The sequence below is a fragment of the Ruminococcus flavefaciens 007c genome (genome assembly GCF_000571935.1).
GTDB lineage: Bacteria > Bacillota > Clostridia > Oscillospirales > Ruminococcaceae > Ruminococcus > Ruminococcus flavefaciens_F.
The window spans coordinates 38,308-62,985 of sequence record NZ_ATAX01000025.1 but is presented as its reverse complement, the minus strand read 5'-3'; the positions used below and the strand labels follow the sequence as shown (position 1 = coordinate 62,985).

Here is a 24,678-nt window from a genome sequence, read left to right as displayed (position 1 = left end):
CGTAACGTCCGCAAATACTGATACTAATAAGGCAACAGACAGTTGCTTGATTTTCTGACAGACTGTGTTATAATAGCATTAGAGGTGATGATCATGGAAACAAAAAATATTATACTTGAACTCAGAAATAAGAATAGTCTTTCACAGGAAGAGCTTGCCGAAAAGGTGTTTGTAACGCGACAGGCTGTTTCACGTTGGGAAAACGGTGAAACTGTGCCCAATACGGAGACTCTCAAGCTCTTGTCGCAGTTGTTCGATGTGTCTATAAACACTATTCTTGGCTCTCCGAGAAAGCTGATATGCCAGTGCTGCGGTATGCCGCTTGAAGATGTATCTATGAGCAGGGAAAACGACGGCTCGTTCAATGAGGATTACTGCAAGTGGTGCTATGCTGACGGAAATTATACATATCATGATATGGATGATCTGATAGATGTATGTGTAAAGCATATGACCGGGGAAGGCTTTAACGAAGATCAGGCTCGCTCCTACATGAAAGATATGCTTCCTAAGCTTGATTACTGGAAGCAACACGTGAAACATCAGGACGGAGCTGAATCTTAATTGCTGCTTTTACAAAAAAGATAAAACAATCCAAAACGGACAGCTTTGCTGTCCGTTTTGTCATTTTTATGTCAGCTTCTGCATAGAATATAACAGTAAATTCCGGAGGAAGCAATTTTGATTAAAAGTAAGATATTACGTGATGCAGCACTTTTGACAATAATGCAGCTGTTTCTCGATTCAGCGGCATTGTTTCTGAACACATTCATAACAAGACAGATGGGAGCTTCTGCCATTGGTATACTGAGCCTTATGGGTTCGTTTCTCGGGCTGGCGAGTATTCTTTCCAACGGCAATGCCTTTCTTTGCACAAGCCGTCTTATTTCCGAGGAGATAGGCAGGAAAAACGGTGATCCAAACGGTATTCTTTTTTATGGGTTCAGGTTATGTCTGCTGCTGAGTGCCGGTGTGTCTGCGGCGATGATCATTTTTGCCGAGCCTATAAGCCAAAGATTTTTCAGCGGCGCACAGATGACAGCAGCGCTGCGGCTGATGCCTCTTGCTCTTATCACAGGTGCGTTTGCTGCCTGTCTGAAGGGATATTTCAATGCAACACGTAGAGCCGCTGTCGCAGCAGCAGTTGACATCGCCGAATTTGTCACAAGATGCGGATATATTATTGCAGCTGCTTTGCTGACAGATGTAAGATCCGAGCATAAAGTATGCGGTATAATGATCGGAAGTGTTATTGCAGGAAATACAGTTTCAGTTGCAATTCTCGTTTTTGCATATCTGCACTTCCGAAGCAGATCATGCGGAGTATGCTCCATAAGCTTCAGACAATATACTTTATTTTCACTTCCTATTATGGGCGGAAGTATATTGACAGCAGTACTGAGCAGCACAAATGATGCGCTTATACCGATATGTCTCAGACTGTACGGTGATTCCGCAGGGCAGGCACTGGGACAGTTTGGTTTATTTGAAGCGATTGTTATACCTACACTGTTTTTCCCTTCGGTCGTGCTGTGTTCGGTAGCGGGTATGATAGTCAGCGAGACCGCCAGAGCAAATGCTGCAAGAAATACGGAACGGATAAGAAGTCTGACTGACAGGATAAGAAGGTATACACTTGTATTTTCATTTTTTGCAGCTGCTGTCATCATGCGGTTCGGCAAACAGATCGGAGAGCTTCTCGGCGGGGGAGAGCTTACAGGAAGAATGATAATAATGATTGCGCCCGTTATACCGTTTATTTATATGGAGATAGTTCTTGAGGCCATGATCAAGGGGCTTGGACAGCAAAAATTTTCGTCTGCAAACTATCTTGCTGAATATGCAATAAGGATAGCGGCAGTACTGATCTTTATACCTCGCTTAGGTTTTTGTGGTATTGTTATATCCTATTATGCAAGCAATATCTTTGGTAATATTATGCGTTACATAAAAACTGTCAGGACAGCAGGTGTAGGATATTCCATTTTTTCGACTGTTATTATGCCGATTGCTGTTCTATACGCTTCCATGAAGGCATCAGAGCTGGTAATCCGTTTCACAGGAATTACGGCCTGCAATACCTTCGGTATCGCCATATATGTGGTGGTATGGGGGCTTTTCTATTTCATAAGTTACTTCGCTTTAGGAAAAGTAAAGCTAATTAGTAAATGCGGAGAAGGTTTATTTGTTAATAATGCACAACAAACAACTCATCGCGTAATATGAAATGTAGAAAATTTTATGTTAGTATTGCAATTTTTTTATTAATGAATTATAATATTTGTATGCCGTACATGAAAACGGATAAACCATTTAAGAGGAGAAACTTTACCATGAAAGAATATGATGTAAACAAGGTCAAAAACATAGCATTTGCAGGCCACAACGGCTCAGGAAAAACTTCTCTTGCAGAGGCAATCCTTTACAAGGCAGGAGCTTCCGACCGTCTCGGCAAGACTGCTGACGGCACAACTGTTTGTGATTACGATCCTGAGGAGATCAAGAGACAGATTTCAATAAGCACTGCTCTTGCTTCTTTTGAATATAACGGATTTAAGGTTAATCTGCTAGATACTCCCGGATTATTCGACTTTGCAGCCGAAATGATCGAGGGTATAAGGGCTGCTGATACGGTAATGATTACTGTTTCAGCTAAATCAGGCGTCAAGGTCGGCGCAAGAAAGGCTTACGAGGAAGCTGTAAAGCAGGGTAAGTCAAAAATGTTCGTTGTTACCAAGATCGACGATAAGGACGCAAATTTCTTTAATGTACTCACTGAGCTGAAAACTGTTTTCGGTCCTACGGTGTGTCCTGTTGTCGTTCCTGTTGTCAGCAACGGAAAGATCGTTGAATATGTTAATCTCATTGAGATGAAGTGCTATAAATATGATGCAAAGGGCAACGCAATTGAGACTGAAATGCCGACTGCCGAGATCTCTGAGAAGTTCGAGTATCGTGTTGATGGTCTTGTTGCTGCTGTTTCAGAGGCTGTCGCAGAGACATCCGAGGAGCTTATGGAGAAGTTCTTTGAGGGTGAGGCGTTTACTCAGAAGGAGCTTATCGACGGTATACATGACGGCATGAACCGCGGCATCATTACTCCTGTTGTATGCACATCTGCCTCTGACCTTGCAGGTATAGATATGCTTCTCAAGGAGATTGAGCTTCTGCTTCCTTCTCCCGATGAAGTATACGCTGCAGAGGCATATACTCCCACCAAGGATGTTGTTGATGTAAAATGCGATTTGAATGATCCGCTGTCAGCCTTTGTTTTCAAGACTGTTGCCGATCCCTTCGTTGGCAAGATGTCCTTCATCAGGGTTATGTCGGGTAAGCTTTCATCAAACAGCGAAGTAATGAATTCTACAACGGGTACTTCTGAAAAGATAGGTAAGCTCTATTCACTTTGCGGAAAGAAGCAGACAGAGATTCCTGCTGCATATGCAGGTGATATAGTTGTAGCTTCAAAGATCTCTGCCAATACCGGAAGTACACTTTCTGATCCTTCAAGAGTCGTTGAGTTTGCAGCTATGGAATTCCCGAAGCCTTGCTATTCAATGGCTGTCAAGGCTAAGGCTCAGGGAGATGAGGCTAAGATATCAACAAGTATACAGAGGCTCATCGAGGAGGATCCTACTCTCACATATGTTCAGGACGAGACTACAAAGGAGCAGATACTCAGCGGCCTCGGCGAACAGCATATCGAAGTAGCTGCTGCAAAGCTCAAGAGCAAGTTCGGCGTTGAGGTAAATCTAACTGTTCCTAAGATAGCATACAAAGAAACGATACGCAAGAAGGTCAAGGTTCAGGGAAGACACAAGAAACAGTCCGGCGGCCATGGACAGTTCGGTGACGTATGGATCGAGTTTGAGCCTTGTGTAAGCGATACTCTTGTATTTGAAGAGAAGATCTTCGGCGGCGCTGTACCTAAGAACTACTTCCCGGCTGTTCAGAAGGGACTTGAGGAAAGCGTTAGAAAAGGCGTGCTGGCAGGTTGTCCTGTAGTTGGCCTTAAGGCTATACTTGTTGACGGTTCTTATCACCCTGTTGATTCATCGGAAATGGCATTCAAGACTGCTGCTTCCATCGCTTATAAGGAAGGCCTCAGACAGGCTGATCCAGTTATGCTCGAGCCTATCGGCGAGCTAAAGGTCACAGCTCCCGATGACAATACAGGTGATATTATGGGCGAGCTTAACAAGCGAAGAGGCAGAGTTCTCGGCATGGAGCCTGTGGGAAGCGGAAATACTGTTATTCTTGCTGAGGTTCCTATGCGTGAGATGCATGATTTCGCAATGTATCTCCGTCAGACAACAAGAGGACTGGGAAGCTTCACCTTTGATTTTGTAAGATATGAGCAGCTTCCTGCAAATCTCCTTACAGAGGTTATTTCAGCAGTAGGTGATGTTGAATAAATAATATGGCGGCTGTCGCAATTGCGGCAGCCGTTTTTGTATACGGACAGGGCTTGATTTATTTTTAACAGTGTGATATAATATAATTTGAATTTAAATGAAAGAAGTGTTGTTTAAATGACAAAGATCACTATTTTCTCGGGTTTTCTTGGCGCTGGCAAGACAACTCTTATAAAAAAGCTCATTCAGGAGGGCTATAAAGGCGAAAAGCTTGTGCTTATCGAGAATGAATTCGGACAGATAGGCATTGACGGCGGCTTCTTGCAGGATGCAGGAGTAGAAATCACAGAAATGAATTCAGGCTGTATCTGCTGCAGTCTTGTCGGAGATTTCGGTAAGGCACTGGAGAAGGTGCTTGAAGACTATGCTCCCGACCGTATTCTTATTGAGCCGTCAGGTGTTGGCAAGCTCAGCGATGTTATTCGCGCAGTACAGAACATCAATGCGCATGATGTTGAGCTGGACGGCTTCACAACTGTTGTTGACGCCAAGAAGTATAAGATGTACACGAAGAATTTCGGTGAGTTTTTCGATAATCAGATAACCTATGCAAGCTGCCTTATCCTCAGCCATACAAGCGGCCTCTCTCAGGAGAAGCTTGATGAGTGTGTGAAGAGTCTCCGTGAGAAGAATCATGCCGCTCCCATCGTTACTACTGAGTGGAATGAGCTCACAGGTCAGCAGCTTGTTGATGCTATGACACAGAAAAATACTCTTGATGAAGAGTTGAAGGAGCTCCTTGAAGAGGCTGCACATCACGATCATCATCATGATCATGACCACGATGAGCATGAGCATCATCACCATGATCATGACCACGATGAGCATGAGCATCATCACCATGATCATGACCACGATGAGCATGAGCATCATCACCATGATCATGACCACGATGAGCATGAGCATCATCACCATGATCATGACCACGATGAGCACGAGCATCATCATCACGATCACGGACCGGACTGCACCTGCGGATGCCATGATCATGATCACGATCATCACCACCACGCCGATGAGATTTTCACAAGCTGGGGCAGGGAAACTACAAGGACATACACTGTCGAAGAAATTACTGCTGCTCTAAATGCGCTCGGCGATGAGGAAAAGTACGGCATGATCCTTCGTGCGAAAGGAATTGTTGCAGGTTCTGACGGAAAGTGGATACACTACGACTATGTGCCCGGCGTGCCCGATGTCCGCAGTGGAAGCGCAGGAACTATTGGCCGCCTCTGTGTTATCGGTTCAAAAATTAATGAAGAAGCAATCGCCGAGCTTTTCAAGGCTTGATCGAAAGGAGCATTTATCGTGCCTGATCAGAATGATGTTATACCGATATACCTGTTTCTCGGCTTCCTTGAGTCCGGAAAGACGAAGTTTATTCAGGAGACCTTAGAGGACAGGCGCTTCAATAAGGGAGAAAAGACACTTCTTCTAATATGTGAGGAAGGTATCGAAGAGTATGATGTTTCCCGTATGCCAAATAAGAACATTATCATACACGTTATAGATAATAAAGAAGACTTTACTATGGAGAACTTCACGAAGATACTGGAGGACAGCGGCGCCGAGCGCATAGTAGTTGAGTATAACGGTATGTGGACAATGGACGACTTTCTCAAGGCTATGCCTGATGAAACGACTGTCGCTCAGGTGATGTGCTTTGTTGATGCGACGACATTTATGAATTATAATTCTAATATGCGCAGTCTCGTAGTTGATAAGTTCAATTCTACTGAAATGGTCGTATTTAATCGCTTTGAAAAAAGTTATGATCCCAATGATTTCCATAAAATTGTCAGGGGAGTTTCAAGGCGTGCAGAGATAGTATATGAGTACTCTGACGGTCAGATTGCCTATGACGATATAGAAGATCCTCTTCCTTTTGATGTTGAGGCTGATGAGATAATCATTGAGGACAAGGACTTTGCTTTGTGGTACCGTGATATTATGGATGATCCCTTTAAATATGACGGCAAGACAATGACTTTCAAGGCGCTTACTGCCAAGAACGGTAAATTCCCGGAGAATACCTATGCGGTGGGACGTCATATCATGACTTGCTGTGTTGAGGACATACAGTATTGCTGGATGGTGGCTCAGACTGATAACGGTACAGAACCGCAAAACAAGGAGTGGATCACCGTTACAGGAAAGATAAGCGTTCAGAAGCATAAACTCTATAAGGGAAAGGGACCGGTTCTTTTTGTTCAGAAAATCGAAAAGGCAGAGGCTCCCGACCAGCCTGTTGCAACATTTTACTGATAAAAACAGCAGTATGACGTTATATCATACTGCTGTTTTTTGCTTATATGTGTGTTATTTATTGTCTTTTCCCGGATTAATGTTAATCTGGGCAAGTACAACGGCGGCAAAAACGAAAATGCAGCCGATGATCTCCTTTGTATTCAGCTTTTCGGAAAGAATAAGCCAGCCTGAAAGAGCAGCAAATACTGATTCAAGACTCATTATCATTGTTGCCAGAGCAGGTGGAGTCGATTTTTGTCCGATTATCTGCAATGTATATGCAACTCCGCAGGACATGATACCTGTATAGAGTATGGTATGTTTGGCGGCCAATATTCCGCTTAACGTCGGATTTTCAAAGATAAACATACAAATTGTCAACAGTATACCTGCCGTAAAGAACTGGATACACGACATAATTAGTCCGTTTGCTTTTTTAAGGTTGAAATGATCTATAACAATGATATGAAAGGCATAAAATACCGAGCACATCAGCACCAGAAGGTCTCCTTTAGAAATCTTCAGATCATTTTTGATACACAGCAGATAGAACCCGAACACAGCTGTGATAACGCACAACCAAGTTCTGAGAGAAACCTTCTTGCCGAAAAAAATACCAATTATAGGCACTATGACAACATATAGCGCGGTTATGAAGCCTGCTTTTCCTGCGGTAGTCATACTTATACCCAGCTGCTGGAAGGAGCTTGCACAAAAGAGTATAAATCCGCAGATAATGCCGCCTGTCAGCGTTGCTTTCGTGTCGGCACATACCATAACCGTTTCTCTTTCCTTTTCTCGCAAAACATAAATAACAGGCAATAAAACAATGCCGCCCAACAACGTCCTGACGGCATTGTATGTAAAAGGCTGTACATAATTCATGCCTTCGCTCTGAGCTACAAAGGCTGTGCCCCATATAATTGCAGAAAGCAGCAGCATTATACTGCCACGGAGTTTTTTTATCATAATAATTCACCGTTAACGAGCATATACATATTAAAGAAGCAATGAATATCCGCAGTTTAAATGAGACACAGCGTTTTATTCTGCAAAGTTGTTTTTTCCCTTGATACTGAGCCCCTTGTCAAAGTCATCAAGGAAATGATGGCGTTCTTCTCCGAGATGGTAAGAGATAAGAGTCTGGAGGTTGACGTTTTCTGCACTTCTGAATATATTCATGTCAACTGACGGATTGGTTTCGCGCAGCTGCCTGATAAGCTGCTTTATTTCAGCTCTCTTTGAACTGCCTTCACTTCTGGTTATGCGGCAGGCGCACTGTATGAACTCAAGACCGTTATGATCGGCCCATTTTATTATATCTTCTTCCCTTACAAGGTAAAGAGGGCGGATGAGCTGTATACCACGGTAATTTTCACTGTGAAGCTTTGGCATCATTGTCTGCATCTGTGAACCGTAAAGCATACCCATTAGTATTGTTTCGATTACATCGTCGAAATGATGTCCAAGGGCGATCTTATTACAGCCGAGTTCCTGTGCTGTCTTGTAGAGCCAGCCGCGGCGCAGTCTTGCGCAGAGAAAGCAGGGATGCTTTTCGGCTTTTGCTGTGGATTCGAAAATGCGAGTATTCATCATTTTTAGCGGAATTTTCAGCTTTTCGGCGTTTTCCATTACTTTATTCCTGTTTTCGGTGGTATAGCCGGGATCCATTGCCACATATTCTGTTTCAAAGCGGATATTTCCGTATTTTTGAAGTCGTTGAAGACATTTTGCCATAAGCATAGAGTCCTTGCCGCCGGATATACAGACTGCGATTCTGTCTCCATTTTCGATGAGTTTGTACTGTTCGATGCCGCTGCGGAATTTAGACCAGATGCTTTTGCTGAACTCACCGGTAAGCGACTTGTCAATTTCAGTATTCATGATATTCCTCGCTTTACTTTATTAATTATAAATATACAGCGAAAAGCACTTATTGTCAAGCAGATAAATAAAAAACCATATAAAACATATTGACTATATATGTGAAATGAGATATAATAAGTATATACTAACGTTCAAATCAAGAAGTGAGGTGACAGTATGCATAAGTTGGAAAAGTCTGTAAATAATATAACAAGAGCTATCCTCAATGATTATGAGGGAACAAGGACAATTGACGAGGTAAAGACCTTCGATCATCCTGACAACGAAGATATAATCAATATTATCGAGTCGCTCAGAAGAATTGTTTTTCCAGGGTATTTCCGTAACAAGAGTTACAGAGTCTATACTGTAAGGAATAATATCTCAATGATATTGGAAGACGTTATTTTCAAGCTTATAAGACAGATCTCGATAGTTCTGAGGTATGATGAAAAGTATGTCATGCTCAATGATGATGAGATAAATGACAATGCCGAGCGTATAACCTTTGAATTTCTCGATAAGCTCCCTAAAATAAGAGAGTATATAGAGACCGATGTTCAGGCTGCATATGACGGAGATCCTGCTGCATTCAATAAGGATGAGATAATATATTCTTATCCTGGACTGTATGCTATCCTGGTAAACCGTCTTGCACATGAGCTGTTTCTGCTCGGAGTACCGCTTATACCGCGTGTTATGACTGAGCACGCTCACAGCAAGACAGGTATAGATATCCATCCGGGAGCAACTATCGGAAAAAATTTTTTCATAGACCACGGTACAGGTATTGTTATCGGTGAAACAACCCAGATAGGGGATAATGTAAAGGTATATCAGGGAGTTACTCTCGGTGCTCTTTCAACAAGAGGCGGTCAGTCTCTTCGTAATAAAAAACGTCATCCTACTATTGAAGATAATGTGACAATATATTCGGGAGCTTCTATACTCGGAGGTGAAACGGTAGTAGGCAAAAATGCTGTGATAGGCGGTAATGCTTTTATTACACGTTCGGTTCCTGCCGGTGCTAAGGTAAGTATCAAAAATCAGGAGCTGAGGTATAATTTTGATTCGCCTATCGAGCAGGTGGAAAAGGCTGATCTGGATCCCGAAGAAAACTGGTTTTACATAATATGAACAGGTTAGAGGTGCTTGCAATAGACAGAGTCGGGCTCGTAAGTGCTATCTCGGGTATAATATCCCGCAGCGGTGTCAATATAATTAGTCATAGTGCTACTGTCTTCAATGATATATCCGGTTCGGCCATGTCAAGATTTACAGCGGAAATAGATTTGGGAAATGTCCAATCTGAAAAGTTAATAACGAGTCTTAATAAAATCAAAGGTATTGTCAGAGCGGAAATTAAATAATCATTACAGCGGTATTCCTCGAAATACCGCTGTGTATTTTCCTTAGAAAAATTTTTTTGAAAAAAATGAAAAAAAGGGTTGACACATCAGCAATAGTATGATATAATATTAAAGTCGTCGGAAGCACTAACCGATGAACGGAAGAAAACGTGGGGGTTTAGCTCAGCTGGGAGAGCATCTGCCTTACAAGCAGAGGGTCACAGGTTCGAGCCCTGTAGTCCCCACCAATTCTTTGGCCTCGTAGTTCAGTTGGTTAGAACGCCTGCCTGTCACGCAGGAGGTCGACAGTTCGAATCTGTTCGGGGTCGCCATTATGCGGATTTAGCTCATCTGGTAGAGCGCCACCTTGCCAAGGTGGAGGTAGCGAGTTCGAGCCTCGTAATCCGCTCCAAAGACGGCGCTATAGCCAAGTGGTAAGGCGTGGGTCTGCAACACCCTGATCCCCAGTTCAAATCTGGGTGGCGCCTCCAGAAGCACTTGCAAATGCAGGTGCTTTTAGTTTTTTAACGTTTCTTCTCCTTGAGAATGAAACGTTTTTTTATTTGTGTCGATAATGTGAATATATATCGCAATATAAATATCAAATTCGTTTAAAATGTGTATTGAAGCGTGGAGAAATTTGTGATAAAATAATAAAAAATAAATATGTTAGGGGGATCTGGCATGGATAAGATCAAATTCAAGCGCTTTTTGAGTATTTTCACGTCACTTTGCATTGTGGGAGCAGTTCCTATATTGTCTCACAAATTCGACTTTGCTGATAAAGGGTTTCAGCAGGTAACCGAGGCAAACAGATCAGAATTACTTGGCATAAGCGATAAAAATGAATATTTTCTTGGTGCTGCTTCACAGTTTTCGGTTTTTCTCCATGATGATTTTTCTGCTCATGGTTCCGATTGCGAAGGAAGACTTGCAGCGGGCGGAAATGCTAATATGGGCGATCCTGTCTCATATTCGGTAGGTGCTAAGCTTGAGGAAGGAACTAAGGTCGCTCAGATCGTTGTTGGCGGCGATACATTAAAAAGCTTTCAGCCTGACGGAAAACGTTTCGTTGTTGGAAGTGAAGGCACTATTAGCGATGAGATAAAGCATTTCGCTGATGATGGACAATGTGAGATTTATGTGGGAAAGCTTATTGATTTCGACAAGGAATTTGAGCTTTTGCGTGAAAGGAGCAAGTATCTCACTGAACTTGAACCTAATGCTAATTTAGGCATTGACAAATATTACGAAAAAGGCTGGACAATTACCGGCAACGACGATAATCTTAATATCGTAGATCTTACCGAAGATCAGGCTAAGATCTTTAATGATGGCTACATCCAGATGGATGTATATATACCTGAAGGCTCATATCTTGTAATAAATGTTCCCGGTGATGATATTCAGCTGCCGCTTACGAATATGAGGCTGTATAACGATAAGGGTGAGCTTATTCAGGATAAAGGCGAGGATATGCCTGTTCTGTACAATCTAATGGATGCAACCAAATTCAAATATACTGGTTCGATACAAGGATCAACTCTTGCACCTGATGCAGACGGTTCAGGTGATGAGGGCGGTCATGTAGCTGGAGCTACGATAGCTAAGTCGTTTGACGGTGGAATACAGTTTGGTTATTCTTCCTTTAATCCCAAGATGCTTTCGGCTACAGAAGAGACAACGACTACAACTTCTACAACAACAACTACTACTACAACTCCGACAACTACATCTACTACAAGTACAACTACTACCACAACTACCACCACGACAACGACTACTACCACCACAACAATGACTACTACCACAACTACCACCACAACAATGACTACTACCACAACTACCACCACAACAACGACTACTACCACAACTACCACCACAACAACGACTACAATAATTACCAATCAGGTGGTAACAGCGGCTTCAAAGACTTCTACTACCACATCCGTAACTACGTCCAAAGCACCTGTAACTACCACAACTTCAAAAAATAATTCTCCCAAAACAGGAGACTCGTCAGGATACGGCGCTATAGCTGCTTTGACAATTGCTGTGGGGGTATTTGCTGTTTCATTGAAACGCAGAGATAAATAATAAAAAAGGCACCTTCGGGTGCCTTTTTATTATATACAGATATCTTTTTAATAAGAAGTATATTTTTTTATAAAAAACTCTTGAATATTTTCTCTGAATATTATATAATATTTATTGTATGGGCTTTTTAGCCTATAATATGTGACTGTATTATTGTAAAAATATTCTGCGGTTTTATACCGTATTGATATTAAGGAGAAGAATATGAAAAAACTAAACGGTATAAAGCTGAAACACCGTAAGAACACGGAAAACAGCTCTACTGTAGTATTCCCCGTTCCTCAGAAGGTAAGGATCCCCATGTCAATGACCATGGGTGCACCATGTCAGCCTCTTGTCAAGGTCGGGGATGAAGTAAAGGTAGGGCAGAAGATAGGCGATACAGATGCTGCTTTCAGTGCTCCTGTTCATTCCGGCGTATCAGGAAAGGTGACTGCTATAACGGATTACCGCAATGCTATCGGCGTTGTCTGCAAGATGATTGAGATCGAGACAGACGGACAGCAGACGGTTTTCGATGAGGTAAAGCCGCCTGAGATCAATGATAAGGAAAGCTTCGTTAAGGCTGTTCGTGAAAGCGGAGCCTGCGGACTTGGCGGTGCAGGATTTCCTACCCATATAAAGCTCAATCCCAAAGCTGAAATTGATACTCTCATTATCAATGCGGCGGAGTGCGAGCCCTATATTACAGCGGATTACCGCGAAATGATGGAAAACCCGGACGATATAATCAATGGTATAAATATGGTAAAGTCAAAGCTTGGCATCAAGACTGCAAAGCTTGCTATTGAAGCGAACAAGCCGGAAGCAATAAAGAATTTTACTGCAATGGCTGAAAATGACGATACTATTGATATTATAACTCTGCCTTCCTCGTATCCACAGGGAGCTGAAAAGGTAATTATCTATAATTCCACAGGAAGGATAGTGAATGAAGGAGAGCTTCCTGCCGATTCGGGTGTAATTGTTATAAATGTATCAACCATAGCTTTTCTGTACCGTTATATGCAGACAGGTATGCCTCTTGTGACACGCCGTCTTACAATCGACGGAAATGCAGTAGGCGAGCCTAAAAACGTTCAGGCTGTTATCGGAACTTCATTCAGGGAGATACTTGAGTTCTGCAAAACCGATATTGACTCTGTTAAAAAGCTTATTGCAGGCGGTCCTATGATGGGAATGAGTATTCCGGATATTGATATGCCTGTTGTTAAGACATCAAACGCACTTCTTGCTATTAATCATTATGATGAGAGAAAGACCTCTTCTTGTATAAGATGCGGACGCTGTGTAAGGGTGTGTCCTCTCGGTCTTATGCCTGCTGATATTGACAGAGCTTACAAGATACGCAATGTTGAAGAACTCAGGCAGCTCAAGGTAATGCTCTGTATGAACTGCGGAAGCTGTACGTACGTCTGTCCTGCCAACAGAAAGCTTGCAGAGACCAATCAGCTTGCGAAAACACTCATACCAAGAAAGTAAGGAGGCGGACAAACAATGAATAAACTTATCGTTTCGCCGTCACCCCACGACGAAAATTATGTTAAAACATCCACAATAATGCTGAATGTTATAATAGCTCTTCTTCCTGCATGGGGAGCTGCGATATACTTCTTCGGCCTTCGTGTTATACCGCTTACAGCAGTATGCGTCGGCAGCTGTATATTCTTTGAGTATGTATGCAGACGTATGATGAAGCGCGACAATACAATAACAGATCTTTCGGCAGTTGTTACAGGTCTTATTCTTGCAATGAATCTTCCTGTTACTCTTCCTTACTGGATGGCGCTTATCGGCTCATTTGTAGCGATCGTCGTTGTTAAGCAGCTTTTCGGAGGTCTCGGACAGAACTTTGCAAATCCTGCTATAACTGCAAGAATAGTTATTATGGTGTCATTCCCTGCGGCTATGTCCAACTGGATAAAGCCTCTCGCATACGATTACGATGCTGTTTCTTCGGCAACTCCTCTTGTACTGGCAAAAAAAGGGGAGAGCCTGCCTTCTTATCTTGATCTCTTACTCGGAAAAACAGGCGGCTGTCTCGGAGAGGTATGTGCACTCGGCCTTCTTATCGGAGGACTTTATCTTGCTGCAAGAAAGATAATTTCACTTGCCGCACCTGTTTCATTTATCGGCAGCCTTTTTGTATTAAGCTGGATAGCCGGTGATGATCCTGTATATCAGATACTTGCAGGCGGTGTTTTCCTCGGTGCTTTCTTTATGGCTACTGACTACGCAACAACCCCTATAACTAATAAGGGCAAGATTGTTTTTGGTCTCGGCTGCGGTATCATAACATTTATAATAAGACGTTTCGGTTCCTATCCCGAGGGCGTGTCATTCTCGATACTCCTTATGAACGTGCTGACTCCATACATCGAGCAGCTCACAAGAACTAAGATACTGGGTGCAAAGGAGGCTGAGAAGAATGAAGGATAAGGTAAAGCCTACCATTGTACTTACAATAATATGTGTAATAGCTTCTCTGCTCCTTGTATATGCATACGAGCTCACAAAGGATCGTATTGCAGATCAGAAGGCTCAGAAATTCAACAGCAGTGTCGAAGCGCTTTTCGGTAAGACAGAAAGCAAGGTCGTAACGTTGAAATGCGGTTACGATGAGATAAAGACTATCGCTGTAACTCCGGATAAGAAGACCGTTGTTCAGGTATGTACAGACGGTTATTCAAAAGAAGGTATCAATATACTTGTTGGTATTGATAAGACCGGAGCTGTATCCGGTATTGAATTCGTTTCTCTTGGAGAGACTCCAGGTCTTGGCTCTAAGGTGCGTGATCAGGAAGATTTCCGCAAGCAGTTCTACGGTCTGACAGCTCCTTCCGAGACATTTGACGCTGTCAGCGGTGCAACATTTTCATCAAAGGGTATGAAGCACGCAGTTGATACTGCACTTAAAGCGTATAATGAAAACAAGGAGGCGATAATCGGTGGCTGAAAACAAGACATCTCTCGTTAAAGAACTTACCAAGGGCATAATAAAGGACAACCCAACACTGGTAATGCTTCTCGGAATGTGTCCGACACTTGCTGTTACTACACAAGCTATGAACGGAATAGGTATGGGACTTGCGACTACGTTTGTTCTTCTTGGTTCAAATATCGTAATATCTGCACTTAGAAAGGTTATACCTGATAAGGTAAGAATACCTGCATTCATCGTAGTTATTGCAAGCTTTGTAACGCTCATAGGCTTCCTTCTGGAAGGATTCGTACCAAGTCTTTATGACAGCCTCGGTATATACCTTACACTTATTACTGTAAACTGTATAATTTTCGGCAGAGCTGAAATGTTTGCAAGTAAAAATGGTATTATCGCTTCTGCTTTTGACGCTATCGGAATGGGAATAGGATTTACCCTTGCGCTGTTCCTTATGGGCTCTGTACGTGAAATCATCGGTGCAGGACAGTGGATGGGAATGACAATTCCTGTTATCCACGAAAGTCCGATGCTTCTGTTTATCATGCCTGCGGGAGGTTTTTTCACTCTCGGTGTGATAATCGCAGTTGTAAACAAGCTCAAAAATAAAAAGCCGCCTCAGGAACTGGGATGCAGCGGCTGTCCCAATGCAAAAGCGTGCGGAAAGGCAGGTGACTGTCAGTGAAAACTATGATCGTTATACTTCTTTCGGCTATGCTGACAGACAATTTTGTTCTGGCCAAATTCATGGGAATTTGTCCCTTCCTCGGTGTATCCAAAAAGTTTGACAGTGCTGCGGGAATGGGTGTTGCAGTTACCTTCGTAATGATATGTGCAACAATAGTTACCTATCCTATACATCATGGTATACTTGTACCTAACGGACTGGAGTACTTTGATACAGTTGTATTTATTCTTGTTATCGCACTTTTCGTACAGCTCGTTGAGAACTTTCTCAAAAAATGCGTACCGTCACTTTACAGCTCGCTCGGTGTATATTTGCCCCTTATAACCACAAACTGTGCTGTACTCGGTGTTACAGTTCTTAATATCGACAATAATTACAGCTTTGGACAGTCTATTATCAACGCACTTGGCGGTGGTCTTGGCTTTATGCTTGCACTTGTTATCTTCTCCGGTGTACGTAAAAAGCTTGAATATGCTGATATTCCCGATACATTCAAGGGAATTCCCGCAACTCTCATTGCAGCTTCGATAGTTTCCGTAAGTTTTATGGGCTTTTCGGGACTGTTCAACTAAGGAGGTGTAGGAATGACAACTTATCTTATCCCTGCACTTATCCTAGGCGGATGCGGAGTTCTCGCGGGAGTACTGCTCACTATTGCAGCAAAGGTATTCTATGTAAAAATAGATGAAAGAATAGAAAAGATCAGTGAATCTCTTCCGCAGGCAAACTGCGGAGCTTGCGGATTTGCAGGATGTGCTGACTATGCAGCAGCTATAGTTCAGAAAGGTGCTGCAACAAATCTCTGCCGTCCAGGCGGAGCAGATGCGGCGGGCAAGATAGCTGCAATACTCGGAACTGCTGCAGCAGAGGTTGTTCCGATGACTGCGGTAGTACACTGCAGCGGCGACTGCGATGCTACATCACAGGCGTTTTACTTTGACGGTGTGCAGTCATGTAAGGCTGTAAAGCGTTTTTATGGCGGAAACGGTATGTGCAAATACGGATGTATCGGACTCGGCGACTGTATGAAGGTCTGTGAGCGTGATGCTATAAAGCTTGTAAACGATGTTGCAAGAGTAACACCTGCGCTCTGCGGAGCCTGCGGACAGTGTGCAGCTGCCTGTCCGAATCAGCTTATATCTATAAAGCCCGTATCAAAGCGTATCGATGTTCTCTGTTCATCCGGCGATAACGGAAAGGCCACAAAGCTTGTATGTAAAAACGGCTGTATTGGCTGCAAGATATGCGAGAAAAAATGTCCGAACGAAGCGATAATCGTTAATAACTTCCACGCCTCCATTGATTACAACAAGTGTACAAATTGTGGAGCCTGTATGGAAGCTTGTCCTGTAAAGGTCATCCACAGCTGTGATATAAAAGCATAATAATATAAAAAGCCGCAGATTTCCTGCGGCTTTCATTTTTATTTGTTTTCCTGTGCGAGTTTGTAAAGATCTATGATAATATCTTTATCACGGCAGCGGATAGTCAGAGTTGACCCCTCAGCTGCAAATAATGGTTCCATTAAAACAAATCCATGTTCTTCGGATAAATTTGAAACATCCTGCCTGAATGGTAGACATGGCCTCAGTTCAACTGTTGCAAATACTTTTTTGTCCTTTATATCCTGTGATATAATTCGCTTAACGCAAGTAAGCTTAGTATCGACATAGATATAGAATCTTATATTGCCGGCAGGGAACAGTTCACCTGTGGCAGGTACTTTATCGCCGTTTTCGTCAAGCAGTATTTCTCCGTTCATATATACAGCATTATTAAAGGTGTCTATCTTAAAATCGTAGTCCTTGGGGACGGATATTTCTTTTGATTTAACTTCAACATCATCAAAATAACGGTATATGTCAAATGTATAACTTATAGATGATTCATAGCTGACATTTTTAGAACTCGGAAGCATAGGATTTGCACACAGAAGCTCATATGCAATAGTGAGAAGAATAAAAGCTGATACCAAAGCGGCAAAAAAAACTTTTGTAAAGCGTATCTTTTTCTTTACTTTTTTCATCGGCTCAATATCTTTCTGAGCTTTATCAATTTTTATATCGCCTTTTTTCATTTCTTCGTACGCATTTTTACAATCATCACATTCTGTAAGGTGTTTTTTCACCTCTTCCTTACTTACTTCGGACAAAACGTCATCGCAGTACAGCGGGAGGAGGTCTTTTATTATTTCACATCTCATATTATTACTCCTTTCTGAGTTTTTGCTTTGCTCTGTAATATGTAACCCTTGCCCAGCTTGCGCTTTTTCCGAAAAGCTGGCCTATTTCCTCAAAAGACATAGCTCCCGTAGCCCTGAGCAGTATAATTTCTTTTTCACGTTCGGGAAGTTCGTGTATCTGGCGTATTACGTACATTTTGGTATCTGTTTTTTCAATCTTTTCATCTGGTGGGATTATACTTATATCGAGCTCGCTAAGATCAGGCTCGGTGTTAGAGGATGGATGATATTTTCTGCGTTTGAGCTCTTTCATCCAGAGATATTTTGCTATCTGACACAGCCATGTACATACAGAGCAATCACCCTTAAAGCGATCGAGAGACTTTATTGCCTGACAGAAGGTCTCCTGAGTAAGTTCCTGTGCGGTATCAGGTTCACGGCATATGCTCAGCAAATATGCGTAGACTTTCTGGCCGTATCGATTATAATATTCTTCGATATTCTTGTTCAACAGTCTCCCTCCTTTACAGTATGATTCAGAAGCTTCTGTATATTAGTACTCTGAGATAGAAAAACGTTACAAAATCAGTTCGGGGTAATTTTGAATGACTTAAAGAATGAAGTTTACATTACTTTGATTTATATGAACCTGCGCATATGCGGAACTATTTATAAGTTTTTACCAACATTAATACGGGATAATATTATTAGGCAGGGAAAAATTGCCTTATGAAAAACAAAAAGTGCCTTGCAAAATTTATGAGTTTTCTCATGAATTTGCTAAGGCACTCTAAACTTTGGTGCGGATAACAGGACTTGAACCTGCATGAACTTGCGTTCATATGGACCTGAACCATACGCGTCTGCCAATTCCGCCATATCCGCATAATGTCTGATAAATTGTACACGGTTCAGACTGACCGAGGCGGACTGCATAACCAGTAGCTCCGCAGTACCATAATATTTTATCATATATAGAATGATTTGTCAAGCTTTTTTTGAAAAAAGTTCTGATTTTTTACTCTTTGATGTGGATTTTGCCATAATTATTCATGTATTGAAACGTAGTTTATATTATGATATAATGGTTAAAAATAAATTATTTTTATTATCAATTTGAGGTTTACCAGAATTATGGTACTAATGTTATATTAACGAGAGGACGTTTTTGAATGCTTTTAATATACGTATTTTAAAACTTATGTTGCAGCTTTTTATTATTTATGATATAATTTTGGGAGAATATACTTTTATGAAAGGAGAAGCCATGCATTTTGTCGAAGCAAAAGGGATATTATCCTCCAAAAACGGAATGAACATATACAGAGGCTGTTCTCACGGCTGTATTTACTGTGACAGCCGAAGCTTGTGCTACAATATGCCACATGCTTTTGAAGATATAGAGGTCAAGAAAAATGCTCCGCAGCTTCTTGAAAAAGCTCTGCGTTCAAAGCGCAGGTGCTGTATGATAGGAACAGGTTCCATGAGCGATCCTTATATTCACGCCGAAAAAGAGCTTAAGCTTACACGGGAATGTCTCGAAATTATAGAAAAAAACGGCTTCGGAGCAGCTGTACAGACAAAATCAGATCTTATAATGCGTGATATTGAACTGCTTGCGTCTATAAACGAAAAACAGAAGGCAGTTGTACAGATGACATTGACAACATATGATGATGATCTGTGCAGGATCATTGAACCCGCTGTCTGTGTAACGAGCAGACGTTTTGAGGTTCTTACGGATATGAAAAAAAATAATATCCCTACAATAGTCTGGCTTACACCTTTTCTTCCATATATAAATGATACGGAAGCTAATCTTCGCGGACTTCTTGGATATTGTGCCGAGGCGGGTGTTAAAGGCGTTATCACCTTTGGTATAGGACTTACTCTGAGAGAAGGAAACAGGGAATTCTATTATTCGGCGCTTGACAGGCACTTCAAAGGGCTTTCCGATAGATACCGCCGTGAATTCGGCAATTCCTACGAGATAATCAGTCCGGATAACGGTAAGCGTATGGCTATACTTGATGATTTCTGTGATAAGTACGGCATAATGCATGATAACGACGAATGTTTCCGCTATTTACAGGAATTGCCGGAAAAATATGAACAGCTAACTCTTTTTTGACAGGAGATCATATAATGAATGAACACATAATGATAATAGATGATGATATTCATATCGGAAATATGCTTGAGGAAGCACTTTCCCGTGAAAACTATAATGTCTCCAGGGCATATTCGGGAACTGAGGCGCTTATGCTATTCCCGATAAAGAAGCCTGATCTTGTACTGCTTGACCTTATGCTGCCGGGACTCAGCGGTGAGGAACTTCTCCCTTATATCGAAGGTATTCCTGTTATTATAGTAAGTGCAAAGATTGATATTGACAACAAGGTGGAGCTGCTTCTCGGCGGTGCTGCCGATTATATCACAAAGCCCTTCAATATAAAGGAACTTTTGGCACGTATAAAGGTACAGCTTCGCACAAGGAATACCATTCTGTCTTCTTCGGAGCTCGTATACAGTGATCTGAAACTCAATACCCATACTCATGCAGCGTCCATCGGTGACAGGCAGATAAAGCTTACAAGGACGGAATATGCTATATTAAAGCTTCTTATGCTAAATCCGGTACAAGTCATAACAAAATCACAGATGCTTGAAAGGATAAGCGAGGATACTCCCGATTGTACAGAAAATTCACTTAAACAGCATATAAGCAATCTCAGGAGGAAACTTCGTTCTGCCGACGGCAAGGACTATATAGAGGCGGTTTGGGGTATTGGATTTAAAATGGCTTAAATCTTTACTTTATCTTTACTGTTTCCTTTACCGTTTTCTTTACTATTTGATAGTAAAATGGTATCAGAAAGATAAAAAGGAGGTACCCTTTATGGAATATGTTATCAAAGCAAACGGTCTCGGCAAAAGTTATAAAAAGTTCAAAGCTCTTGACGGATTGACTCTTTCTGTGCCAAAGGGTTCGATATACGGGCTTGTTGGAAGGAACGGTGCAGGAAAGACCACACTCTTTCGTATCCTGTGCGGCTTGCAGGAACCTTCCTCAGGTGATTACGAAATATACGGCGTGAAATACGATGACAGCAAGATTGGGAAAGCTCGCCGAAGGATGGGAGCTGTTGTTGAAACTCCTGCCATATATCTTGATATGACAGCGGAGCAGAATCTGAAATATCAGTGCAATATGCTTGGAGTTACTGATAAAAGCTGTACAGACAAGCTGCTGAAGCTTGTAGGACTTGAAAATACGGGCAAAAAACGTGTTAAGAATTTTTCGCTTGGAATGAAACAGCGGCTCGGTATAGCAGTTGCTCTCGTTGGAGAGCCGGATTTTCTCATACTTGATGAGCCAATAAACGGACTTGACCCACAGGGAATAGTCGAGGTGAGAGAGCTTATACTCAAACTCAATCGTGAAAAGGAGATAACGGTCATCATTTCAAGTCATATCCTTGATGAGCTTGCAAAGCTGGCTACATATTATGGTTTTGTGGAAAGCGGCAGGGTAATAAAGGAGATGAGCGCAGAGGAACTTGAAAGCAATTGCCGTAAATGTATCAGAATGGAGGTGTCTGATACAGCTGCTATGTCGAGAGCACTTGACAGAATGGGCGTTGAGTATAAGATACTGTCAGAAAATACGGCTGATATTTATGCAAAGCTGAATTTTTCAAAGCTTGCTTCGGCTCTGAGTGAAGAAAAATGTGATGCAATCACAATGATTGAGCATGACGAGACACTTGAAGGCTTCTTTATCTCTCTTGTAGGGGGTGGCGATAATGGTAAAGCTGATAAAAGCTGAATTCAAGCGCTGCTTTTCAGGGCGAGTATTCTGGCTTATGGTGCTTTTTACTTTTGTTCTTGCTGTAAGCTGTAATATTATCAGACTTATAGATGTAAGAGTTTCAAAAGAAAAAGAAGTATTTAATGACAGTATGCTTTATATAGGACTTTTAATAGCTGGCCTGCTGGTGGTTGTTTTTGTTTCGTTCTATACAGGTCCGGAATTTGATGGCGGAACAATCCGCAATAAGCTTATTGCAGGGAATACGAAGGCAGAGATTTATCTCTGCAATCTGGCTGTATGTTCTGCTGTTTCGGTTATATTGCAGTATGTATTCTTTTTTACAGTCTATGTTTTTTCTAATATGTTTTTCGGTGCTTTTCATCATCCTTTCAGCGTAATGATAAAGCTACAGCTTATAGGAAGTCTCGGAGTTGTAGCTGTTACTGCAATCATAATATTGATAATGATGATAGTTAAGGGAGCGGCTGTTACTATGGTTGTTGGAATGATTGCAGCAATTCTTTCCTTTGCCATGAGCGTATGTGTTATCAATACTCTTGAAGAGCACAGCGAATGTCTGTTTTATACGGAAGAAGGGTACCTTACAGATGAGCAGTATGAAGTGCTTAATGAACATAGCTATATTTACGGCGTAGACAGTGAGGAATGCGGCGGTGCGAAGCTTTTCATTTATGAAGCATTATACGACGGTTTGCCTGTATCGCAGGCTTACAGATTTAGCGCCGAAAAAGAACTGCCTTACCACTGGCAGTACATGATAATATACGATATAGCAATAATAGTTATAGCGACAGCAGCAGGTGTTCTGGTGTTCCGCAAGCTCAATCTGAAATGAGGTGAACGTATGAGAAATCTGCTTAAAGCTGAATTCAGCCGCCTTTTCAGATCAAGGCTGTTTCGCATAGTAATTATTTTAGATGTTATTTATTCTCTTTATACTATAAAAGATTATGTAATGATACCGGAATATGAAGATTTATATGGCTTTGAAGAGTATATATGGGGATTTATTTTGATTTATGGATTTGTTTCGGCTGCATTTAACAGTCTGTTTGTGAGCCACGAATACTCCGATGGTACGTTAAGAAATAAAATTGTCTCAGGACACTCAAGAAAATCGATATATCTTACCGAACTGATCGTTTGCTCGACCGCGGGAATCATTTTGCAGATAGTATACATTTGCATTATCTGCTTGCTGCTTTTTAAGATAGATTTGCAGTATATTGAGATTGGAGCTGTTATAAGAATATTGATCGTAAGTTTTGCTCTTAATATCGTTTACAACGCAATATTTGTTTTATCTTCCATGCTTATAGGCTCACGAGTAAGTGCAATTGTATGGTCGATCACATTAAGTATGGTATTATTTGTATCGGCAGGTATGTTGAACAGTACGATAACAAGTGATGAGTTTCATCGCATTAAACGTGATAAAGGATTAGAATATGATGAAAAAGAGATATTAAGTGATAATCAGAGGAAGATCTATACTTTTATATACAATGTTATTCCTGTCGGACAGGCTATTCAGTTGGAAGAGGTTCATAATTTCTCGGATGATGACATGGAAGCATCTGAGCTTTCGCCTGATGAGAGAACAGTGCGTTTATGCTTGACAGATATATCTGTTATTGCTGTAACAACAATGCTTGGGGTGTTCTTCTTCAGGAAAAAGAATCTTAAATAACGTTTATTATGTTTAAAAGAGGAGCTTTACTATGGTAGTTCTGACAGTTATTCTTGGCTTTTTATCGGCTTTACTTATAATAAAGGTAACTATCCTCAGAAAAACTTTAAAAGAGATCGCGGAGTCTTTTTCGTACTGCCTTAAAAACGATACAAATAACAGGATAACTGTTTCAAGCAGTGATAAACAGGTTAAAAAGCTTGTTGCTGAGTTGAATGGGGAACTTGAATTGCTGCGAGAAGAGCATCATAGGTTCGTACAGGGAGACAGGGAACTAAAAAATGCTGTCACAAATATCTCTCATGATCTGAGAACTCCTCTTACGGCAATAAGCGGATATCTTGAGATGCTGAGGAGCGAAGAAAAAACTCCGGAGGTCGGAAGGTACCTTGAAATTATAGGCGGAAGAGTTGAGGCGATGAAGCAGCTTACAGAGGAACTTTTCTCTTATTCTGTCATAATGTCTTCAGAAGAAAAAATGAATAGGGAAGAGGTCGTGGTCAACGACGCACTTGAAGAGAGTATTGCAGGATATTACTCGGTACTCAGTGAAAAAGGCATTGTTCCCGATATAGATATAACCGACAAGAAAGTCATACGTGATCTTGATCGTTCGGCTTTATCCCGTGTTTTTTCGAATCTCATCAATAATGCCGTCAAATACAGTGACGGAGATCTGTCGATATCTCTTTCAACCGACGGAATCGTTAAATTTTCGAACAGTGCATCAGGATTAACATCTGTGCAGGTCGATAAGCTTTTTGACAGATTTTATACAGTTGAAGCTGCAAGAAATTCAACAGGTCTTGGTCTTTCTATAGCTAGAACGCTAATTGAGCAGATGGACGGAAGCATATCTGCTCAATTTGATAATAACAGGCTTTCAATAACTATAAAGATCTGATTATTACAATTAAAATGCCATGATATGATTAAATAAATGTTTCAAATAAAAGTGCTGCGAGATCATAATGTTTTTTATACAGCACTTGATTTAATTGAAAAGATGTGTTATAATATAATTTACAGGGGAGCTTGTGGGACAGGCTGAGAGGAAGGTTAAACCTTCGACCCTTCGACCTGATTTGGTTAATGCCAGCGTAGGGAGTCTGATTTTGTTATGTCATTCAGGGAACTGCGCAGGCTGTTCCCTGAATTTTTTTAGGAGGTACTGTAATGGTAAAGGTAAATGGCGAACTGTGTGAAAAAGACGGAAAAACCGTTACCGAGCTGCTTGCTGATATGGAAACAGACGGTCAGAGAGTAGCGGTTGAGATAAATGAAGTGATCGTCCCTAAGGCTGAATATGATAAAACCGTTTTAAAGGACGGTGATCATGTTGAGGTTGTACGTTTCGTAGGAGGCGGCTGA

Annotated in this window: 25 protein-coding genes, 5 tRNA genes and 1 riboswitch; of the genes, 25 read left to right on the top strand and 5 right to left on the bottom strand. The window is 41.6% G+C overall.

Annotated features, from left to right (window positions below; all coding sequences use genetic code 11):
• Positions 1-93: 93 nt before the first annotated feature.
• The 5 genes from RF007C_RS09180 (at position 94) to RF007C_RS09160 (ending at position 6,680) form a co-directional block, all read left to right on the top strand.
• The gene (locus RF007C_RS09180) at positions 94-564 is read left to right on the top strand and encodes a zinc ribbon domain-containing protein (protein ID WP_037292045.1); all 471 of its coding nucleotides are present in this window, start codon (positions 94-96) and stop codon (positions 562-564) included.
• Positions 565-681: 117 nt separating this feature from the next.
• The gene (locus RF007C_RS09175) at positions 682-2,226 is read left to right on the top strand and encodes a polysaccharide biosynthesis C-terminal domain-containing protein (protein ID WP_037299295.1); all 1,545 of its coding nucleotides are present in this window, start codon (positions 682-684) and stop codon (positions 2,224-2,226) included.
• A gap of 107 nt (positions 2,227-2,333) precedes the next feature.
• Positions 2,334-4,415, top strand: a complete 2,082-nt coding sequence (locus RF007C_RS09170) for an elongation factor G (protein WP_037299293.1) — start codon at positions 2,334-2,336, stop codon at positions 4,413-4,415.
• 117 nt (positions 4,416-4,532) lie between these two features.
• Positions 4,533-5,705, top strand: a complete 1,173-nt coding sequence (locus tag RF007C_RS09165; protein ID WP_037299292.1) for a CobW family GTP-binding protein — start codon at positions 4,533-4,535, stop codon at positions 5,703-5,705.
• Positions 5,706-5,723: 18 nt separating this feature from the next.
• Positions 5,724-6,680, top strand: coding sequence for a TIGR03943 family putative permease subunit (locus RF007C_RS09160; protein WP_037299291.1), 957 nt, complete (start codon positions 5,724-5,726; stop codon positions 6,678-6,680).
• 54 nt (positions 6,681-6,734) lie between these two features.
• On the opposite strand, the gene RF007C_RS09155 is transcribed toward RF007C_RS09160, so the two are convergent.
• On the bottom strand, positions 6,735-7,631 hold the full coding sequence (locus RF007C_RS09155) for a DMT family transporter (RefSeq protein ID WP_037299290.1): 897 nt from the start codon (positions 7,629-7,631) through the stop codon (positions 6,735-6,737).
• A gap of 75 nt (positions 7,632-7,706) precedes the next feature.
• Positions 7,707-8,546 carry a tRNA lysidine(34) synthetase gene (locus tag RF007C_RS09150; protein ID WP_037299289.1) on the bottom strand — a complete coding sequence of 280 codons (840 nt, stop codon included), beginning with the start codon at positions 8,544-8,546 and terminating at the stop codon, positions 7,707-7,709.
• 159 nt (positions 8,547-8,705) lie between these two features.
• Here RF007C_RS09150 and epsC point away from each other — a divergent pair, with 159 nt between their 5' ends.
• The 13 genes from epsC to RF007C_RS09085 all read left to right on the top strand — a co-directional run bounded on the left by epsC (position 8,706) and on the right by RF007C_RS09085 (position 16,985).
• Positions 8,706-9,665 (top strand): serine O-acetyltransferase EpsC, encoded by a 960-nt coding sequence (epsC, locus tag RF007C_RS09145; RefSeq protein WP_019678785.1) that lies wholly within the window; start codon positions 8,706-8,708, stop codon positions 9,663-9,665.
• On the top strand, positions 9,662-9,898 hold the full coding sequence (locus RF007C_RS18315) for an ACT domain-containing protein (RefSeq protein ID WP_037299288.1): 237 nt from the start codon (positions 9,662-9,664) through the stop codon (positions 9,896-9,898). The genes epsC and RF007C_RS18315 overlap by 4 nt, the downstream gene beginning before the upstream one ends.
• 151 nt (positions 9,899-10,049) lie before the next feature.
• Positions 10,050-10,125: transfer RNA gene (locus RF007C_RS09135), tRNA-Val, on the top strand.
• A gap of 7 nt (positions 10,126-10,132) precedes the next feature.
• A tRNA-Asp gene (locus RF007C_RS09130) sits at positions 10,133-10,209 on the top strand.
• Positions 10,210-10,213: 4 nt separating this feature from the next.
• Positions 10,214-10,289 (top strand) — tRNA-Gly (locus RF007C_RS09125).
• 5 nt (positions 10,290-10,294) lie between these two features.
• Positions 10,295-10,368: transfer RNA gene (locus RF007C_RS09120), tRNA-Cys, on the top strand.
• 193 nt (positions 10,369-10,561) lie between these two features.
• Positions 10,562-11,974 (top strand): choice-of-anchor A family protein, encoded by a 1,413-nt coding sequence (locus RF007C_RS09115; protein WP_037299287.1) that lies wholly within the window; start codon positions 10,562-10,564, stop codon positions 11,972-11,974.
• A gap of 204 nt (positions 11,975-12,178) precedes the next feature.
• A complete protein-coding gene (gene rsxC, locus RF007C_RS09110) occupies positions 12,179-13,456 on the top strand; it encodes an electron transport complex subunit RsxC (protein ID WP_037299286.1) in 1,278 nt (425 codons plus the stop codon).
• Positions 13,457-13,471: 15 nt separating this feature from the next.
• Positions 13,472-14,413 (top strand): RnfABCDGE type electron transport complex subunit D, encoded by a 942-nt coding sequence (locus RF007C_RS09105; protein ID WP_037299284.1) that lies wholly within the window; start codon positions 13,472-13,474, stop codon positions 14,411-14,413.
• On the top strand, positions 14,403-14,930 hold the full coding sequence (locus tag RF007C_RS09100) for an FMN-binding protein (RefSeq protein ID WP_037299281.1): 528 nt from the start codon (positions 14,403-14,405) through the stop codon (positions 14,928-14,930). The genes RF007C_RS09105 and RF007C_RS09100 overlap by 11 nt, the downstream gene beginning before the upstream one ends.
• Positions 14,923-15,597 carry an electron transport complex subunit RsxE gene (gene rsxE, locus RF007C_RS09095; RefSeq protein ID WP_019678779.1) on the top strand — a complete coding sequence of 225 codons (675 nt, stop codon included), beginning with the start codon at positions 14,923-14,925 and terminating at the stop codon, positions 15,595-15,597. Before RF007C_RS09100 ends, rsxE begins: the two co-directional genes overlap by 8 nt.
• Positions 15,594-16,172, top strand: coding sequence for an electron transport complex protein RnfA (locus RF007C_RS09090; RefSeq protein ID WP_037299279.1), 579 nt, complete (start codon positions 15,594-15,596; stop codon positions 16,170-16,172). The genes rsxE and RF007C_RS09090 overlap by 4 nt, the downstream gene beginning before the upstream one ends.
• A gap of 12 nt (positions 16,173-16,184) precedes the next feature.
• Complete coding sequence (locus RF007C_RS09085; protein WP_037299276.1) at positions 16,185-16,985, top strand: RnfABCDGE type electron transport complex subunit B; 801 nt, start codon at positions 16,185-16,187, stop codon at positions 16,983-16,985.
• Positions 16,986-17,023: 38 nt separating this feature from the next.
• Here RF007C_RS09085 and RF007C_RS16500 read toward each other — a convergent pair whose 3' ends face one another.
• From RF007C_RS16500 to RF007C_RS09070, 3 genes are all read right to left on the bottom strand, one after another.
• Positions 17,024-17,803 carry a zf-HC2 domain-containing protein gene (locus RF007C_RS16500; protein ID WP_051456606.1) on the bottom strand — a complete coding sequence of 260 codons (780 nt, stop codon included), beginning with the start codon at positions 17,801-17,803 and terminating at the stop codon, positions 17,024-17,026.
• A 4-nt stretch (positions 17,804-17,807) separates the two neighbouring features.
• Entirely contained in the window at positions 17,808-18,293 is a 486-nt protein-coding gene (locus tag RF007C_RS09075; protein ID WP_019678775.1) for an RNA polymerase sigma factor, read from the bottom strand.
• Between the two features lie 287 nt (positions 18,294-18,580).
• Positions 18,581-18,667 (bottom strand) — tRNA-Leu (locus RF007C_RS09070).
• A gap of 382 nt (positions 18,668-19,049) precedes the next feature.
• Between RF007C_RS09070 and RF007C_RS09065 the strand changes: the two genes are divergently transcribed.
• From RF007C_RS09065 to thiS, 7 genes are all read left to right on the top strand, one after another.
• Positions 19,050-19,913, top strand: a complete 864-nt coding sequence (locus RF007C_RS09065) for an SPL family radical SAM protein (RefSeq protein WP_037299274.1) — start codon at positions 19,050-19,052, stop codon at positions 19,911-19,913.
• 14 nt (positions 19,914-19,927) lie between these two features.
• Positions 19,928-20,590, top strand: coding sequence for a response regulator transcription factor (locus tag RF007C_RS09060; RefSeq protein WP_037299271.1), 663 nt, complete (start codon positions 19,928-19,930; stop codon positions 20,588-20,590).
• Positions 20,591-20,681: 91 nt separating this feature from the next.
• Complete coding sequence (locus RF007C_RS09055; RefSeq protein WP_037299269.1) at positions 20,682-21,611, top strand: ABC transporter ATP-binding protein; 930 nt, start codon at positions 20,682-20,684, stop codon at positions 21,609-21,611.
• The gene (locus RF007C_RS09050) at positions 21,589-22,452 is read left to right on the top strand and encodes an ABC transporter permease (protein WP_037299267.1); all 864 of its coding nucleotides are present in this window, start codon (positions 21,589-21,591) and stop codon (positions 22,450-22,452) included. Before RF007C_RS09055 ends, RF007C_RS09050 begins: the two co-directional genes overlap by 23 nt.
• A gap of 9 nt (positions 22,453-22,461) precedes the next feature.
• Entirely contained in the window at positions 22,462-23,307 is an 846-nt protein-coding gene (locus tag RF007C_RS09045; protein ID WP_037299265.1) for an ABC transporter permease subunit, read from the top strand.
• Between the two features lie 31 nt (positions 23,308-23,338).
• Positions 23,339-24,211: a sensor histidine kinase gene (locus RF007C_RS09040; RefSeq protein WP_037299263.1), complete on the top strand. Its 873-nt coding sequence runs from the start codon at positions 23,339-23,341 to the stop codon at positions 24,209-24,211.
• A gap of 113 nt (positions 24,212-24,324) precedes the next feature.
• Positions 24,325-24,431, top strand: a riboswitch (TPP riboswitch).
• A 52-nt stretch (positions 24,432-24,483) separates the two neighbouring features.
• Positions 24,484-24,678 carry a sulfur carrier protein ThiS gene (gene thiS / locus RF007C_RS09035; protein ID WP_037299261.1) on the top strand — a complete coding sequence of 65 codons (195 nt, stop codon included), beginning with the start codon at positions 24,484-24,486 and terminating at the stop codon, positions 24,676-24,678.

Coding starts and splice junctions, on each gene's coding strand:
- RF007C_RS09085 (WP_037299276.1), top strand. CDS start 16,185: ATGACAACTTATCTTATCCCTGCACTTATCCTAGGCGGATGCGGAGTT.
- RF007C_RS09060 (WP_037299271.1), top strand. CDS start 19,928: ATGAATGAACACATAATGATAATAGATGATGATATTCATATCGGAAAT.
- RF007C_RS09150 (WP_037299289.1), bottom strand. CDS start 8,546: ATGAATACTGAAATTGACAAGTCGCTTACCGGTGAGTTCAGCAAAAGC.
- RF007C_RS09050 (WP_037299267.1), top strand. CDS start 21,589: ATGGTAAAGCTGATAAAAGCTGAATTCAAGCGCTGCTTTTCAGGGCGA.
- rsxC (WP_037299286.1), top strand. CDS start 12,179: ATGAAAAAACTAAACGGTATAAAGCTGAAACACCGTAAGAACACGGAA.
- RF007C_RS09155 (WP_037299290.1), bottom strand. CDS start 7,631: ATGATAAAAAAACTCCGTGGCAGTATAATGCTGCTGCTTTCTGCAATT.
- RF007C_RS09065 (WP_037299274.1), top strand. CDS start 19,050: ATGCATTTTGTCGAAGCAAAAGGGATATTATCCTCCAAAAACGGAATG.
- RF007C_RS09040 (WP_037299263.1), top strand. CDS start 23,339: ATGGTAGTTCTGACAGTTATTCTTGGCTTTTTATCGGCTTTACTTATA.
- RF007C_RS09165 (WP_037299292.1), top strand. CDS start 4,533: ATGACAAAGATCACTATTTTCTCGGGTTTTCTTGGCGCTGGCAAGACA.
- RF007C_RS18315 (WP_037299288.1), top strand. CDS start 9,662: ATGAACAGGTTAGAGGTGCTTGCAATAGACAGAGTCGGGCTCGTAAGT.
- RF007C_RS16500 (WP_051456606.1), bottom strand. CDS start 17,803: ATGAGATGTGAAATAATAAAAGACCTCCTCCCGCTGTACTGCGATGAC.
- RF007C_RS09055 (WP_037299269.1), top strand. CDS start 20,682: ATGGAATATGTTATCAAAGCAAACGGTCTCGGCAAAAGTTATAAAAAG.
- RF007C_RS09105 (WP_037299284.1), top strand. CDS start 13,472: ATGAATAAACTTATCGTTTCGCCGTCACCCCACGACGAAAATTATGTT.
- RF007C_RS09180 (WP_037292045.1), top strand. CDS start 94: ATGGAAACAAAAAATATTATACTTGAACTCAGAAATAAGAATAGTCTT.
- epsC (WP_019678785.1), top strand. CDS start 8,706: ATGCATAAGTTGGAAAAGTCTGTAAATAATATAACAAGAGCTATCCTC.
- RF007C_RS09170 (WP_037299293.1), top strand. CDS start 2,334: ATGAAAGAATATGATGTAAACAAGGTCAAAAACATAGCATTTGCAGGC.
- thiS (WP_037299261.1), top strand. CDS start 24,484: ATGGTAAAGGTAAATGGCGAACTGTGTGAAAAAGACGGAAAAACCGTT.
- RF007C_RS09115 (WP_037299287.1), top strand. CDS start 10,562: ATGGATAAGATCAAATTCAAGCGCTTTTTGAGTATTTTCACGTCACTT.
- RF007C_RS09100 (WP_037299281.1), top strand. CDS start 14,403: ATGAAGGATAAGGTAAAGCCTACCATTGTACTTACAATAATATGTGTA.
- RF007C_RS09045 (WP_037299265.1), top strand. CDS start 22,462: ATGAGAAATCTGCTTAAAGCTGAATTCAGCCGCCTTTTCAGATCAAGG.